The sequence below is a fragment of the Bacillus sp. EKM501B genome (assembly GCF_011800505.1).
GTDB lineage: Bacteria > Bacillota > Bacilli > Bacillales > Bacillaceae_G > Bacillus_A > Bacillus_A cereus.
Genome location: NZ_JAALFZ010000005.1, coordinates 118544 through 134874, shown reverse-complemented (window position 1 = coordinate 134874; position 16331 = coordinate 118544). Strand labels below are relative to the sequence as shown.

The following is a 16331-nucleotide window of genomic DNA, read 5'->3' as shown; positions in this document are numbered from 1 at the left end:
GAGGGAGTTGTTATGTAGTGAACGTACTAATTGTATACGCTCATCCTAATCCTTCAAGTTTTAACGCGGCGATTTTCAATCATGTGCAAAAAGGACTACCGGAAACAAATCATTCAGTTACGCTGCTTGATTTATACAAAGAACAATTTGATCCAGTCCTCGTATTTAATGAAGAGAAGAAAAGACGTGATTTAGTAAATGAAGAAGAAACAGCTCGGTACAGAACGTTAGTAGAAGAAGTAGATACACTTTTATTCATCTATCCAATATGGTGGTGGGGGATGCCAGCAATTTTAAAAGGATTTATCGATCGTATTTTCGTAGCTGGATTTGCTTATAAATATGAAGGGGCTCTGCCGAAAGGATTATTGCAAGGGAAAAAAGCATGGGTTATTAATAAGTTAGACTCGCCCCTATGGTACGTCGCACTATTATATCGATCAGCAGATTGGATTATGATGAAGAGAGGTGTTTTACGTTTTTGTGGCATTCGCGATATAAAACGTTCAGTGTTTCAATCTGTGAAAACGAGTAAAGTATCAAAGCGTGAAAAATGGTTATTACAAATAGAAGAAAAGGCTCGTACATTATGAATGAAGTCGACCGTATTATAAACTGTATTCAGTATGACGGCGAACTTTTTCGGAAGTATGTTACGTGTTTACTTCAATTGAAAAAATGTAGTAAAACATTTCAGCAAATTCAAATAGAGTTAAGAAATGACTACTTGATAAGAGGAATTTGTGAAAGAGAAGTTGATGAGGTAGTACGGGGAAGTAAAGAATATGAAACATATTTTCTTCCTAAAGCGTTACAGTGGAATTTTTTGAGTGAACATCCACACTTGATCGGAAAAATTTGCGAAGATTTTTTTGCATTTGAGTCATTACATCTTACGGAGATAGAGTGGGAGAAGATTATAAATTGCATGGGAAATAAGTGATTTATTATGTAAAAAAGCTAGTATAAAACTAGCTTTTCGTTTAAATAAATAAGAAGCATAGACTAATGATAAAACCCGCATATAGTAAGTTCACAACACAAAATCCCATAATGTCACGAGCACCTAAACCAGCTATCGCTAATGCTGGTAATGCCCAGAAAGGTTGAATTAAATTCGTCCAAGCATCGCCCCATGCAATTGCCATTGCTGTTTTTGCAGCAGGTACACCAAGTTCAGCGCCAGCTGGAATCATAATTGGTGCTTGCACAGCCCATTGACCGCCGCCAGATGGAACGAAAATGTTAACAATGCCAGCACTTAAAAATGTAAAGAGCGGAAAAGTCGTTTCATTTGAAATGCTAATAAAGAAATTAGAAATAGCTCCTCCAAGTGAAAGTCCTTCACTATTTGCTCCAATCATCATGCCCATAATTCCTGCGTAAAACGGAAATTGAAGTAAAATGCCAGAAGCACTTTTCGTAGAGTCTGAAAAAGCGCGAATATACTGAATCGGAGTACTGTGGAAAATAAGACCTGCAATTAATAACATGAAAATCACGATATCGAGAGTAAGGTTAAAACCTTTCGTATAAAAGTAATTGAAAATATAAATGAGACCTAACAATCCAACGCAAAGTGTAATAATAATGCTATTTTCCATCTTTTCAGCGAATGTATTTTTTTCTACTTCTTGAGCAGCGGCTTCTTCATGGAACACGCTAGGATCTACAGTGATCGTATGTTTTTCATCTGGATGCATCGCCTTATTAATGAGAGGCATCGTAATGAGAAAAATAATAACTGGAACGAGAGCGTATGGTGAGAATAACGTTTCTGTTATTGGAATCGCCTCTTTAATACTTCCAGCAGTCGTTTTAATTAACGTTTCACCGCCTGTTGCTAACGTAAGAGGGATAGAGGCAGAAAGACCCGCATGCCAAATGAGAAATCCAGAGTAAGAAGAGGCAATTGCTAGTCTATAATCTAATCCGTCCAGCTGCCTTGCCACTTCTTTTGCGTATAAAACAGATACAACAATTCCAAAGCCCCAGTTTATGTATGCACCAAGTAAACTTACAATTGAAATGGCAATAATGCCTTGTCCATTCGTTTTTGGTAGTCTGGCAGCTTTCGTTAATCCCTTTTTAATAAGAGGAGCATTTGCTAAAGCAGATCCAGTCACGAGTACAAGTGCCATTTGCATAGAAAAGGCGAGGAGTCCCCAAATTCCATTACCCCAGTGATTAATCATTTCTACAGGGGTTTGGTGAGTCGCAAACATACCAAAGAAGATAACAAAAACAGTTAGTAAACATGATAAAATAAACGGTTCTGGCAAGAAGCGTTGCACTAAGGCGACGCAACCATTTGTAAAGGAACGAAACAAAATAGATCACCCTCCTTATGTATATGTATTACAATTATTCGAGGTTGTTTAGGAGATAACCTCCAATATAAAGAAAATTCAGATATTTATAGGGTGGTAATTTATTGATAGGTTGATATAGAGCCTTGTATCAGATTCTGCTTTTAATATACTAGAAGAAAACGGTTGGAAATGGGGTAGCACTTATAGGGATAGTATAGAGAAAGGTTACTAGCTGGCTTTAAAGCAACTGTTGCAAAGGGAGAGGAGATTCAATACAATAGTGTTGCATTACATGAGAAATATGTTTTAGCACAAATCTAGCTAAAAATGTTTATACAAATACATTTAAAATTGATGGGGGAATTATGATCAAAAGTTTTTATCTTTTAAAGCCTAAAATGTTTACGGCAGATATGTATTATAAAGTTTTTATTACAGGTGACTGTATATATTTTATAAAGATTGGCGGACAGTTTCATAGTCGACATGCTTATAAAAAACAATTACCTGGTATTTCAGAGCTATTGTTTTTGCTCTGGTTCAAAAAAATTGAGAAAAAACAATTAAACTTAGAAACTGAAATAGATACAAAAATACATACTGGCGATGTACATGAACTCTTGCAATTAAAGAATAACTTTTCAATTGAAATAAATACAATTGAAGAGGTAGTATTAAATAAACGAGGAACGTTTCATACAGGTTTTAATGATAATGGAACAATTTCCTTTATGTTAAAAAATGGTCAAAAAATAAAGTTCATCATCCCGGAAGAAACTTTATTTTCATCTATAGAAGAAATTTTCGACCAATATGAACAGACAATCTTTGTAAGGGAAGTGTTTTAACGAATTCTCCAAAAGGTGTGGATGTATTAGTTAAACACTTAATTAAACATGTAAACTGCTTATATAAATTTTGATAGGCGTGTTTTAAGCAGTTATTCTTTCAGTATCTTCTAATATGTAGGAGTATAAATAAAATATCCCAACAAGAAAAAGCTTCCACTACTGTGGAAGCTTTTCTAAATAATGTGCAATATCAACATACATATTTGAGTAAACCGAATGTATTTCATTACTTGGCGTTGCGTTAGAAGAGAAGTGGGCGATTACCATATTTGCTTTCGGATCGATGTAAAGTGTTTGTCCGTAACTACCTAACACTTCACAAGCACCTTGTTCATTGTGCGGAATCCACCATTGATTATGATAAGAAATGGAAGCTCCAGGGCCAATTGCAAGTTCACCTTCTTGGACATTTTTTATATCTTCAGTAATAGAAGAAGGGAGAATTTGTTTTCCATTATATTCCCCGTTGTTTAATAGTAATTGCCCAAATCTCGCCATATCTCTAGCAGTTGCATTTAATCCAGCACTAGCTTGTTCTACTTTTGTTTCATCTGTAACGTAATACGCGTTTTCTTCCATACCAATTTGAGACCAAATTCGTTCACTTACATTTTCAGCTAGTGATTTACCAGTAATAGTTTTAATAATCCAAGCGAGCGTTTCTGTTGATCCGTTATTGTAAGAAAAGGAAGAACCAGGCGGTGCAGTTTCTTCGGCTTCTCGTAACATATCATAAATTTTCATCGGACCGTCGTAGTTTTTGCCGCGGGGTAAAATATTGCTAGCTAAATATAATTGTGCATCTTGATTTTCTAGCCCAGGCTGCTCATATCCGTGGGTCGGGTATTCTGCTGACACTTGCATGTCCATTAATTGCTGAAGTGTGGCATTACCGAACGGTGTGTTTTTTAATTCTTTTATGTAAGTGTCAGCTGTTTTTTCTAAGTCAATACGTTTTTCTTCAGCGAGAGATTGTATAATTGCCCCGGTAAAGACTTTTGCTAATGATGCCATACCATGAGGTTCATTCTGTTTATACCCATTGAAATATCGTTCGTAAACAAGTTGTCCATTATGTACAACGACAAAAGCATCTGTTTTGTTATCGTCTAAAAGTTTTTTTAGAGGAGTTGTATTTCCGAATCTACGCTCCACAGCAAAATCGTCTAAGTTTTGCAATGCGGAAGGGAAGTGAGCAATTTGGTCAGGATTGTTTTTTACGTTATTAACTAAAGTGAATTCTTTCATATGGGTATATGACCAACGTAAGTAAGGGTCATTTAACCAGTTTTCTTTTGTCACATTATGTTTTGATGGGGTCGTTTTATTTTGTTTGAAGTAAGTAAACCCAAGCCCTGTAATTACAAATATGAATGTTAGTATAAGTAAGAGTAGGGGAGATTTTTTTAGTTTCATATATGGCCCTCCTTTTTATTTCTACTATAAGTATACGCTCGTCTTGAAAGAAATACAAAATAAGGAAAGTAAACGGGGAAGTTTACTTTCCTTATTAACGTTAAGCGGAAATTTTTCCGTCTGTAGGTTGTTTCTTGAATTTTTGTTTTCGTCCGTGTAATCCATAATATAAAAGTAAAGTGAACGCAACGATAATAGCTGCGATAAAATACATATTATGATAACTGGATTTCGCTGCGACAATACCTAAAATGAAAGAACCAAAGCCAATACCACTATCAAAGAATGAGAAATACGTAGCTGTCGCAGAACCACGTCTATGGTTTGGAGCGGCAGAAATCGCAATCGTTTGGAAACTCGGAATTAATGTTCCGTAACCTAAACCGATTAGCATACCTGCGCCAAGGAACCAAAATGAAGTTTGTGCTTGGCTTAATATGAACATTCCGATTGTGAAAATAATGATAGCAGGGTAAACGAGTACATTTTCACCGAAGCGATCAAAAATCTTTCCTGTAAATGGACGAGAAATGACAACAACAAGTGCGTATAAAATAAAGAAGTAACTTGCAATTTCACTTAAACCGAGTTCTTTCGCATAAATAGGAATAAAGGATAAAATACCACTATAAGAAAAGGCTAAAACAAATCCTGTAAGTGCAATTGGAATAGAAGATGGTTCGATTAAGTCTTTCCATTTCATTTTTTCACGTTTTTGTTTGCTAACAGGTGCTTCGTGTGGAATATCTACAAGTAGTCCTAATAAAAATGCAAGTAATGAAAATACGGAACAAACGATAAATAACACAGTAAACGAAAAATGAGAAATAATTGTTAAACCTAAAAAAGGACCAATTACCATCGGCAGACTCATAAATACGCCGAAATATGCAAGTGCTTCGCCTCGTCGATGAGCTGGCGCAACATCAGTTACGATCGTACCAGTAGCTGTCGTTGCCATCCCGAACCCAATACCGTGTAAGAAGCGAAGGGCAAGTAATAAGAATAAACTTTGCGCACCGAAATACATAACAGTAGCGGCTAAAAATAATGAAAGTGAAATAAATAATATTTTCTTTCTTCCTAAATCATCGAGCCATTTTCCTGTGAATGGTCTACATAAAACAGAAGAAATAAGAAACACAGTTGCAACTAAACCAATTTCCTCAGGTTTTCCTTTTAGGCCGTCTATTACATAGACAGGTAGAGTAGTCATAAGCATGTAAAATGTTAAGAAGAGAAATAGACTACTAAAACAAGTTCCGAGGAAATCCTTCGTCCAAAGTTTCTCACTTTGCATCGTCATCCCTCCAATTTAATCTAAATTTTTAATAATTTGTTGTAACACTTGAAATGCTTGATGTAAATCATCTTCATTAATACCTTCTAGCGTTTTTTCTTCGAAAGTATCAACTTCTTCTTGCCATATTGGAATCATCTTTATCGCTGTTTCGGATAAAGAAATGAGCTTCTCACGGCGATCTTTACCTTCTGTACGAATAATCCATCCCATCGTTTCCATACGTGTTAACGTACGAGTCATCGTTGGTGATTCAACATTTAAATACTGGCACAATTCTGTTTGCGTACAAGAACCAGTTTGATTAATGCGGAAAATAACAGCCCATTGCGCACTAAATAACCCTGTTGGAGATACACGTTCATTAAATTTCTTCGTAAACTTTCGAGAAGTCTGGCTGACGATGTGAAAAAAATGTTGTTTTTCGTCCATGTATTTTGATCCTTTCAAATTAGTTACCTAGCTAACTATATACTTTTTTATAATAATTGTCTAGTAATAGACATGTTGATTTATGTAAAAAATTCTTATAGGTTTTATGTTGCGAACGTACATTCTACGTGCTATTCTTTAATTAAGTAAAGAATTTTCTTTCTATTAAATAGAATGGGGGAACTTGTGATGATTAAGCCTGCAACAATGGAGTTTGTTTCACTATCGAACGGAGAAACGATTGCATATCAGGAAGTTGGAAGGCGAAATACAGATATTCTTGTACTCATTCACGGGAACATGACATCGTCACAACATTGGGATTTAGTTATTGAAAAGTTGCAAGATCAATACCATATTTACGCTCTTGATTTAAGAGGGTTTGGACAATCAACGTATAATCAATCGATAGATTCATTACAAGACTTTGCAGAAGATGTAAAATTATTTATCGACGAGTTAAAGCTAGAGAAATTCTCATTAATGGGCTGGTCAATGGGCGGTGGCGTTGCGATGCAATTTACAGCGAACCACCCAACTTTTGTAGAAAAGTTAATTTTAGTAGAATCAGTAGGAATGAAAGGTTACCCAATCTTTAAAAAAGATACGAATGGGCAGCCGATTGTATCAAGTTTAGTAAAGACGAAAGAAGAAATTGCACAAGATCCAGTACAAATCGCTCCAGTATTAGACGCGATAAAAAATATGAACAAACTATATTACCGTACAGTATGGAATCTATTAATATATACGCATAACCAACCTGAACCGGACCGTTATGAAAAGTATTTAGATGATATGTTAACGCAACGTAATTTCGTAGATGTGAATTATGCGCTCATTACATTTAATATTTCAGATGAATATAATGGGGTTGTAGAGGGAAGTAAGCAAATTCATCGTATTAAAGCGCCAACACTCGTCATACAAGGCGATAGAGATTATGTCGTTCCGCAAGTAGTCGGTGAGGAATTAGCGAAACATTTGCAAAATGCAGAGTTGAAGGTATTAGAAGATTGCGGACACTCGCCGTTTATTGATTGTTTAGATGTATTTATAAAACATGTAGAGAATTGGTTAGAACAGAAATAATCCCCGAAATGAACAGTATTGCATATACTATAACATTTGTATGTTAAAGGGGAGATTATCAATGCATCAACCATTTTTCATCGCTTATTCGCCATATAATCATTACGCATATACAAAAATGATGATAAAACCGCTGTATATGCAAGTTTCGCCAGCTGTAGTTCCTTTACAAATGCAATATCCGCAGCCACCAATCGCTAACGCACAGCAATACTTATATGAAACTGCTTTTTATAAACATCCATACTTTAAGCAATTTCATAACAATGTGAAAGCACAAGTTTGGGAAGGATAAGGTAACAAGCTAAAAGATTCATTCTTTTAGCTTGTTTTTTATTGCGAATATTCGTACACGCATTTGCAGAAACAGTTTATAATGAAAAGTGGAAGCGTGAGAAGGAGAGGGAAAGGGATGTCAATGCGTTTTACTTTTTGGATTATGGTTGGGATTGTAGCAATCTCGGGTTTATCACAAGGAATGCTCTTACCGGCCATTGCAATGATTTTTGAACAAGAAGGGGTTAGTTCAAGTATTAATGGTATTCATGCGACGGCATTGTACATTGGGATATTAGTCATTTCGCCGTTTCTTGAAAAACCGATGCAAAGGTTTGGAATGAAGCCGATTATTGTTATAGGTGGGTTTCTCGTTATTATTTCATTATTCTTTTTTACACAAACATTTTCGTTTTGGGTATGGTTTATCCTTAGATTTCTAGTTGGAGTCGGAGATCATATGCTTCATGTCGGAACACAAACGTGGATCACGACAACATCAGACCCAAGTAAAATAGGGAGACAAGTATCGATATACGGTGTATTCTTCGGAATTGGTTTTGCCGTTGGCCCGTATTTAGCAAGCACTGTGCAGTACGGTCTTGCAACGCCATTTATTATATCTACTTTACTTTGTTTAATAGGTTGGCTTTTACTACTTCCAACAAAAAATGCATTCCCAGCGCAAGATGAAAGAGAAGTGAAGAGTGAATCATCATTTTCTCGTTATAAACAAGTTGTTGGATTAGGATGGATTGCACTGCTAGGACCACTTGCATATGGCGTACTTGAAGCAATGTTAAACAGTAACTTACCAGTATACGCACTTCGTAAAGGGTGGTCTGTTTCAGATGTATCCTTCTTATTACCAGCATTTGCAGTTGGGGGTATTATTACACAAATTCCGCTCGGTATATTGAGTGATAAATACGGAAGGGACCGTATATTAACGTGGACGTTTAGCATAAGTACGGGCATTTTTCTACTTGCCGCCGTATTTGATCAATATTACTGGATCGTCTTTGCCTGCATGCTTTTAGCGGGTATGGTTATTGGATCGTGCTTCTCTTTAGGGCTTGGATTTATGACTGATTTATTACCGAGACATTTACTACCGGCAGGTAATATATTATCCGGAATCGCTTTTAGTTTAGGAAGTATTATGGGACCTGTATTAGGCGGCGTATTTATAGAAAAAATACAGTATACAAGCTTTTTTATTGCGGTTATGATTATAATGGGAATTCTCGCAATGTTATATATGGTCTACATGAAAAATCAATTTGCATCAAGAAAAATAGAAAGTAGGTTAGGGCATGACAAAACAACCTAATAAAAAGAAATTTGAAGTACTTGAAAATGAAACAATTACAGACTGCTTAGCACGTATGGAACAAGAAGGCTACGCTCCGTCTCGTCGTATGGAAGAGCCAATCTTTCATGAAGTAAAAAAAGACGGCAAAACAGTAGTTGAACCGTGCGGTAGGAAGATTGTTTTTGAAGGGAAATTGAAGTAATCCAATAACAAATTCTCTTTATAGTATAGAGCCATCCAATAGTTGGGTGGCTTGTTTTTTTATTAATCAATGCAGGAATTGAATAGAATGAATCTCTCGTTCATTTCTCCTAATGGGCTTCTTTATATGGGACAAAAGATTGCTACTTTTTTCGTATATTGGTAAAATAAGTTCTTGGGTCTTACTTATTGTTATCGGTATAATGTTTGTCGCTTGAATGAAAGAAATTAGTTACAAAAATTTCGTACTATGTAAAGGGGTACAGCAACGATCCCTTTTTTGGAGGCACTTTAAACATAAAGCGAGAGAAGAGGCTATATGAACGATTCTCCTATCTTGTTTAAATATTAAACGAGTTATTGCAATTGGAATAGGTATATCAAACTAGTCGACATCCTGATGGATCATCTTTTTCTAGTAACCTATCACTTCTGATGGAATCGATAGATTGCTAGAAAGCGGAAAACAATTATTAGTATATTCCGAAGCAGGTGTAACAGAGTGTCCTTCCATAATTAAGGGTAAAACCAAAATACGTTGTTTTAAAGAATGATTTGTTAGAACTGGTTATAAGGAATAAAACAGAAAAGAGGATCACATGTTAGATACTTTACAGAGAAGTAAAAAGTTTTTTTTAGTATGTCTTATTTTTTTAGTGCTTTTAACCGCTTGTGGTAATACAGATGTTAAGACATCTAAAGCTTCATTACCACCGGCTGAATCCAATATAGATACATCATTAAAAGCACCGAATTGGGTAGATAAAAGTCCTATCCAACAGTCTCCTAATTTTACGGAAGATAAAAAAGTACAATCGGTTGTGAATTTAATAGCAACGGGTGATAATTTATATCATGACGCAGTAATTAAAGATGGCAAACAAAAAGACGGTTCATATGATTATAATTATATTTATGAAAATATCAAAAAAGCTGTTAAATCAAGTGATCTTGCTATAGTGAACCAGGAGACTCCGATTGCCGGAAATAATTTAAAAGTACAGGGATATCCGACTTTCAATACACCTGAAGAAGTAGGCCAATCTTTAGTGGACACTGGATTCAATATAGTGACGCAAGCGACAAATCACGCTATGGATATGGGTATTAAAGGTGTTGCGAATACAAGAGAATACTGGAAGAAATATCCGGATGTTATCCCGGTAGGTATTAATGAGAGTAAAAACGAGCGTAATGAAATAAAAACGATTACAAAAAATGGTATTCGTTTTGCGTTACTAAATTATACATATGGTACGAATGGAATTAAAATTCCAGCTGATAAGTCTTGGGCTTTAAATTTAATTGATAAAAAAGCGATACAAAATGATGTGGAAAAGGCAAAGAGTAGCTCTGATATGGTGATTGTTATGGTGCATTGGGGAGTAGAATATACCTCAACACCTTCAAAGCAACAAAAAGAAGTTGCTCAATATTTAACAGATTTAGGTGTAGATGTAGTAATTGGAAATCATCCACATGTAATTCAACCAATTGAGTGGAAACAAAATAAAGATGGACATGAAACGCTAATCTATTATTCTCTTGGAAATCTTATTTCTGCGCAAGAAAAATTAGAAACATTAGTTGGAGGATTATCTTATGTACAATTTGTTAAGTATGAAGATAAGACTTTTGGTATACGACAAGCGGCAATCGTACCGACAGTAACCGACTATGCCGATGGTAAGAAACAATTTAAAATTCAATTTTTAAAAGATTATTCGGATGAAAATTCTAAAAAACATGGAATTAAAAAATTTGTCGGCCCCGTTTCTTTGAAGGATTTCAAGGAGATTCCTAGAGACGTGTTGGGAAATTGGTATAAAGACTAATAAACAAAAAGGGAATGAGATACAATTAAAAAATTTATAATTTTAGCATTGGTATTAGCAATGGGATGGAGTCTTGCTGCTTGTAGTGGAAAGCAAACATCTCAGGCAACTACTAATAATAACGATAAAAATAAAAATGAAATACATGCGAAGAAAAAAGATGTTTTACCTATCTCTGATGTTAATGATTGGAGAATTATCCTTGTAAATAGAGAGCATATGTTATCAAAGGAACTAGGAATTGAATTAACAAGTATCACTCAAAATGCGAAGCCAAATATGAAAATAGATAGTAGAATTGCAACTTCCTATCAGGATATGGTAGCAGCTGCAAAAAAAGAGGGAATCAATCTTTATTTAAGATCAGGTTATCGAGCTATAAAATTACAACAAACTTATTATGATGCTTCAGTTAAAAGCTATAAATCTCAAGGTTTGTCGGATAAAGAGGCTAGTGCTAAGGCATTGGAATATCTTCAGTATCCTGGTGCAAGTGAACATCATACTGGATTAGCGTTAGACATTATTTCAGTTGAATGGCAGAATACTGTAGAAGATTTAAATGCAAAATTTGAAACTACCGATGCATTCAAATGGTTAGATAAGAACGCTGCAGAATATGGGTTTACTCTCCGCTATCCAAAAGATAAAGAGAATATTACTGGCATTAAGTATGAGCCATGGCACTATCGTTATGTAGGAAAAGAAGTTGCCGTTTATCTAAAAGAAAAAGGGTTAACTTTAGAAGAATATAACGAAAAAATTAAGTCTGGTAAGTAAAAATATGCTTTAATTTTATTAAACATTATGCACTGCTACAAGAAAAGGTGAATCTGAGGATGTGTTAACCATCCACCTAGTATTGTAAAAACTGAGTATGATAATTTGAGCACGTACGAACCAGTTATCGTGTAAAAAGATGTATGTATTAAGAAATTAAAGTTAAGGATCTGATATTCATATCAGATCCTTTTTCTATTGTTCTTTTAAGAGCGACTGAGCCAAAATATTGGAATGAATATAGAAACAAAACAGCCCAAGGAATAGTAAAACGAGTCCGGGAGCCTACTCGTACGCTTCATTGGGATTATCCAGAAATAGTTGTTTATGAAATAAGAAAGAACTGGTCTTACTCTCAAGCAAGGATTTAATACGAATGAATTGGATAAAAGGTAATAAATACATAGTCATATTGATTAAAGTTTCACTTTATTGAAGAAAAATGCGAAAGCCATTCATAAAATATGGAAATGTTAAAATCCCTTTGATAAAATAGCAATATGTAAAAATAATTATTTGTTAATTCTTAATGTAATGAATATTCATGTTTAAATATACGAATTTAACTACATAGTTATTGTGCTAAAGGGGGAGAAAGATGTTAGATGAATTGTACAATGCTTTTTTAAATGCGTCTGGTTTTACAGAAAGTGCGAGGAAACGAGATCGGTATGATGATTTACATGATTATTTAAAAGATAAAGAAAGAGAGTTAAAGCAATTCATTCAAGAGGCTGAATCAGCGAAGAGAGAGTATGAGAGTAAAAGTAATGGCTTAGAAGCTAATAAAATTCCGGCAGTTGAATTTGAACAAAAACGTCATGAAAAGGATGAAGAATTACATACATTAGTATCCTATTTTAAAAGTGCATTAAGCGATGTTGGATCTGCAAAAAGTACAGCTTATGCAAAGTATTTGGAATATAAAGCGAAAGCAGAATCGGAGAAAGCGTCAGCATACGCTGCAGCGACCAAGGCTTTTGAAGAAAAGAAAAAGGAATTTGAAAAACTTATCCATTAAGCATACAAAGAATGGAGGGAACGAACATGAGTGGTAAAGAGGTTGAAATTATAGGAAGTAACACTGCAAGTGCCATTTCTTACGCACAAAACATTGAAAATGGTATGAAGGATTCTTTAAACCAAGCGAAAGACTTAAAAGCATATGTCACAGGTGCGAAATGGAATGGAAAAACGAGAGATGCATTTTTAAGTTATCTTGATTTGATCATTCAATATAATTCAGAAATGGTAGAGGCATTTGAAGGACATACGAAAGCTTTGAAAGAGTTAGATAAAAGCATTCAAACGTACGGAGATAAATCGGAAGTAAGGGAGATAAAACAACTGTGATGGAGAAACGAGGGATAAAAGAATGGGGAAAGAAATGAGTTTTGCACCTGCTGAATTATATGTTCTCGCAGGTGCAGCTGGGGTTACCGATATATTTGGATTGCCAAACCGTGACGCAATTATTTTACTTGATGCAGAATGTGTCACGAAAGCAACTACGAGTTTAAAAGAAAAAGGCCTACTTACAAGTGAAAATGGAATTACCCCTGCAGCTTTTCAAATAATTGAACTATTAAAGGAATATGAAAATTGTCATGAATACACGAGAATGAATAATGTATTAATTGGCTTTTTAAAAGAGGATAAAGACCGAGTGGCTGTATTAACAGAAATAGAACCAAATAAAAAATACGAGATCGACTACATACCAAAACCGGACGTATATTTTTCATTATTAACACGCATTCCTTTCTTATTGAGAGAACCGAGGGAAATAGAAGATACATTTTTCTCAAAGAGAATGACAGAGGCAGAACAACAAACATTTGAGGAAAAAGATTTATCAAATAAAGACGTTATAGCGATAGAAACGTATACGAGGCCTCGAAGTAATAGAGGAGGAAAATGGGAATGTTTCTTATATTTTACTGAAGGAGAAGATTTCGTTCAAATAGATGTAGATCGTAATCGATATGACTGGGTGAGCCTCTATGCGGTTAATAAGAAATTGTATGACGTGTTAAAAATGCCATATAAAAAGTTAATTGACCCGAGACAATTCTCGTTAGGAGGTATTCAATAATGCAAGTATCAATGGGAGATAGTGGTTCTGGTGGTGGAGAAGAAGTATTAGTTAATTTTCAAGAACTACTTGATATAGTAATGAAGTTAGAAAATATATATAAAATCCATGTAGACGTCATTGGAACGAATATTGAGAGTTTATTAAGCTGTGATTTTTATCAAAAAGGTGAAGCGATGAGAGTAATTGAAAAATATCCTGATATATTACACAAAACACTAGAATTGGCTGAACACTATTCTAGGTCAGCGACAGTTGTAGGAAATGTATGTGTAGAAATGCTTGAAAAGGACGAACAATTACGTGAAATATTAAGTAAGTTGTAGAAATCACCATACGGCTGGGGGGATGAAAACGAGATGGATGTGAAATATAGACCTGAACCATGGCAAAACATGGGAGATGGTATGAATCGAATTACAAAAGATGCACTCATGAAATTACGGGAAGCAAATGAATCATTAAAAAGAATTGATGGAAGAATACGAGATTTAGACTCGGATGGTAGTATACATTTTAATCCTAAAGATCAATCGCAAAAAATCGGGGAATTACTTGATAGCTATTCGACATTACAAAAATATTGCGGAGAAGCAGGGCGATTAGTCTCTGAACATATAGATAAACCTTTTTTAGTAGAAATGGATAAATTCGCTCAAAAAATGAGAGATACATCTATTCTCAGTTTTGAAACAAATAACCGAATTGGCTCTACAACAACGACAGTATTACCAGGTGCGCATGCAGGCTACGGAAGTGTACCACAAACAATACAGAAGAAGAAAGATAAAATAACAGTAGAAGATATTTTTAAAGATTCACCTGCATTTGATAACGTACTTAGGGCAGAATACAAAGAACTAAAAAAACAAAATCCAGATGCAAAATTAAATTATGAAGAATACAAGAAAGTAGTCCCATCCACACGAGGATTTGAATACAAATCGATAGAAGATGAACAGAAAAAACTAGAAATGGTGCGAGACATAGGAATAGGCGTAGGAATCATCATCACAACAATCCTTTGTCCACCACTCGGAACCGCTGCGGCAGTTGTATACGGCGCTGTACAAATAAAAAGCGGTATCGACGGAGAAGACTGGGGAACACACCGGAAATTGAGCCAAGAAGAACGAACAGGAAACATCATTTTTGGCGGATTAGATGCAATCCCAGCTGTAGGGCTATTAGGAAAAGGAGTAAAAGCATTCAAAGGCACGAGTGAATTAGCTGATTTAGCCAAATTATTAAAATTCAAAGAAGGAATGCCTGGTTTTAATCCAAATTTGGGTAAAAATGTGGTACAATCGCTTAAGGAAAATAAGACTTTAAAGAATGCACTAGATGCTATGAAAAATACTCCTATTCCAGTAGCAGTTAGGACGGTGGATACTGGAATAGGAATGAAGCTTCCTTATATAGAATCTTCAACTGTTGGAGAAGTAGCCGGAAAGTTTTCAAAGGCAAGTACGGCAGCTAAGGATGACGCTTATCAATTTGCTAAGGGTAGTGGTGGTTCAGGAGTTAGTAAGGAAGGTAGTGTGGCTAAGGGTACGGGTGAAGCTATAGGGAAAATAACTATTCCTTCTATTAGGAATGGAGAGTTCAATAAATGGTTTGACGAGTTATCTTCAAAGGAGTTTAATAAAATGTGGGAGAACCCTAAGTTAAGAAAAAGGATTGAAGATAGAATTCGAAGACCGGGAGGATATCATGAGTGGCATTTGGTGGCAAGAACTCCAAAGTTTAAAGAGTGGGGAATATCAATGAATGATATAAAAGAAATGAGAACTTTAACAAAAGATGTAAAATTTGTTAATCCACCTGGTGTTCATGGTGGCGAAGGTTCTACAGTAGCTCATAATCAAATTCTAAGAATTATAGATACATCAAAAGATTATGAAACCTTTGTAAAAAGATTAAATAATTGGGCAGAAGATAGATTGGAAAGCGGAAAGATGGGATTACCAATTGAATTAAGGAGGTAGTAAAATTATGAATGACCATGTATCAATATGGATTGGGAATTTTGAGAATGAGGAAGAGTTAATGAATTATACAAATATTGAGTATACAGAAGATGGAGACAGTATTTCTTCAACTTTCGAAAAAGACTTTAACTTAGATTATTATGATCGCGATTTAATTGAAAAGAAATGGATTAGTAAATCGACAAACAGTGTGAAGGATTTATTAGATGGATTTTCTTACTCCGATCAATTTTTAGAACAGTTTGATACTATAAGATATAGTGAAGAATTTAATGCTGCTATTCTAATTTACAATTTGGAATATGATGCTCAAAAAACAAAAGGTAAATTTAAAAATAGTGATTTGAAGTTTATCGGTGTGGCACAATATACAATTACTGTAGATGATAGATGGTAATTTTTTAACTTTATGAAAGTATATGAGTTAAATTAAGC

19 protein-coding genes are annotated in these 16331 nt (G+C 34.9%); 15 read left to right on the top strand and 4 right to left on the bottom strand.

Annotation, left to right across the window (positions count from 1 at the left end; all coding sequences use genetic code 11):
* Positions 1-17 precede the first annotated feature (17 nt).
* The gene (locus HFD78_RS13310) at positions 18-593 is read left to right on the top strand and encodes an NAD(P)H-dependent oxidoreductase (protein WP_033667414.1); all 576 of its coding nucleotides are present in this window, start codon (positions 18-20) and stop codon (positions 591-593) included.
* Entirely contained in the window at positions 590-943 is a 354-nt protein-coding gene (locus HFD78_RS13305) for a hypothetical protein (protein ID WP_001006469.1), read from the top strand. Before HFD78_RS13310 ends, HFD78_RS13305 begins: the two co-directional genes overlap by 4 nt.
* Before the next feature lie 40 nt (positions 944-983).
* Here HFD78_RS13305 and HFD78_RS13300 read toward each other — a convergent pair whose 3' ends face one another.
* A complete protein-coding gene (locus tag HFD78_RS13300; protein WP_000490012.1) occupies positions 984-2330 on the bottom strand; it encodes a short-chain fatty acid transporter in 1347 nt (448 codons plus the stop codon).
* 347 nt (positions 2331-2677) lie between these two features.
* Between HFD78_RS13300 and HFD78_RS13295 the strand changes: the two genes are divergently transcribed.
* Positions 2678-3160: a hypothetical protein gene (locus HFD78_RS13295; RefSeq protein WP_000597312.1), complete on the top strand. Its 483-nt coding sequence runs from the start codon at positions 2678-2680 to the stop codon at positions 3158-3160.
* Positions 3161-3319: 159 nt separating this feature from the next.
* On the opposite strand, the gene HFD78_RS13290 is transcribed toward HFD78_RS13295, so the two are convergent.
* From HFD78_RS13290 to HFD78_RS13280, 3 genes are all read right to left on the bottom strand, one after another.
* Positions 3320-4579: a serine hydrolase domain-containing protein gene (locus HFD78_RS13290; protein ID WP_000768749.1), complete on the bottom strand. Its 1260-nt coding sequence runs from the start codon at positions 4577-4579 to the stop codon at positions 3320-3322.
* Between the two features lie 100 nt (positions 4580-4679).
* Positions 4680-5879 (bottom strand): MFS transporter, encoded by a 1200-nt coding sequence (locus HFD78_RS13285; protein WP_001190318.1) that lies wholly within the window; start codon positions 5877-5879, stop codon positions 4680-4682.
* Positions 5880-5894: 15 nt separating this feature from the next.
* Positions 5895-6311, bottom strand: coding sequence for a MarR family winged helix-turn-helix transcriptional regulator (locus HFD78_RS13280; RefSeq protein ID WP_000343675.1), 417 nt, complete (start codon positions 6309-6311; stop codon positions 5895-5897).
* 189 nt (positions 6312-6500) lie between these two features.
* Here HFD78_RS13280 and phaZ point away from each other — a divergent pair, with 189 nt between their 5' ends.
* The 12 genes from phaZ (at position 6501) to HFD78_RS13220 (ending at position 16293) form a co-directional block, all read left to right on the top strand.
* Positions 6501-7403, top strand: coding sequence for an intracellular short-chain-length polyhydroxyalkanoate depolymerase (gene phaZ, locus HFD78_RS13275; RefSeq protein ID WP_000594883.1), 903 nt, complete (start codon positions 6501-6503; stop codon positions 7401-7403).
* Between the two features lie 61 nt (positions 7404-7464).
* Positions 7465-7698: a hypothetical protein gene (locus HFD78_RS13270; RefSeq protein WP_000554159.1), complete on the top strand. Its 234-nt coding sequence runs from the start codon at positions 7465-7467 to the stop codon at positions 7696-7698.
* Between the two features lie 117 nt (positions 7699-7815).
* A complete protein-coding gene (locus tag HFD78_RS13265) occupies positions 7816-9012 on the top strand; it encodes an MFS transporter (RefSeq protein ID WP_000062802.1) in 1197 nt (398 codons plus the stop codon).
* On the top strand, positions 8996-9196 hold the full coding sequence (locus tag HFD78_RS13260) for an NETI motif-containing protein (RefSeq protein WP_000166303.1): 201 nt from the start codon (positions 8996-8998) through the stop codon (positions 9194-9196). The genes HFD78_RS13265 and HFD78_RS13260 overlap by 17 nt, the downstream gene beginning before the upstream one ends.
* A 598-nt stretch (positions 9197-9794) precedes the next feature.
* Complete coding sequence (locus tag HFD78_RS13255; protein WP_000887599.1) at positions 9795-11030, top strand: CapA family protein; 1236 nt, start codon at positions 9795-9797, stop codon at positions 11028-11030.
* A 48-nt stretch (positions 11031-11078) separates the two neighbouring features.
* Entirely contained in the window at positions 11079-11810 is a 732-nt protein-coding gene (locus HFD78_RS13250; RefSeq protein ID WP_000241986.1) for a M15 family metallopeptidase, read from the top strand.
* 598 nt (positions 11811-12408) lie between these two features.
* Complete coding sequence (locus tag HFD78_RS13245; protein WP_000883470.1) at positions 12409-12831, top strand: hypothetical protein; 423 nt, start codon at positions 12409-12411, stop codon at positions 12829-12831.
* Between the two features lie 26 nt (positions 12832-12857).
* Positions 12858-13163: a WXG100 family type VII secretion target gene (locus HFD78_RS13240; RefSeq protein ID WP_000014537.1), complete on the top strand. Its 306-nt coding sequence runs from the start codon at positions 12858-12860 to the stop codon at positions 13161-13163.
* Positions 13164-13185: 22 nt separating this feature from the next.
* Positions 13186-13905 (top strand): DUF5081 family protein, encoded by a 720-nt coding sequence (locus HFD78_RS13235; protein WP_000514121.1) that lies wholly within the window; start codon positions 13186-13188, stop codon positions 13903-13905.
* On the top strand, positions 13905-14231 hold the full coding sequence (locus HFD78_RS13230; protein ID WP_001198201.1) for a hypothetical protein: 327 nt from the start codon (positions 13905-13907) through the stop codon (positions 14229-14231). Before HFD78_RS13235 ends, HFD78_RS13230 begins: the two co-directional genes overlap by 1 nt.
* Before the next feature lie 33 nt (positions 14232-14264).
* Positions 14265-15893 (top strand): hypothetical protein, encoded by a 1629-nt coding sequence (locus HFD78_RS13225; protein WP_000382738.1) that lies wholly within the window; start codon positions 14265-14267, stop codon positions 15891-15893.
* Positions 15894-15900: 7 nt separating this feature from the next.
* Positions 15901-16293: an immunity 22 family protein gene (locus HFD78_RS13220; protein WP_000997785.1), complete on the top strand. Its 393-nt coding sequence runs from the start codon at positions 15901-15903 to the stop codon at positions 16291-16293.
* Positions 16294-16331 lie beyond the last annotated feature (38 nt).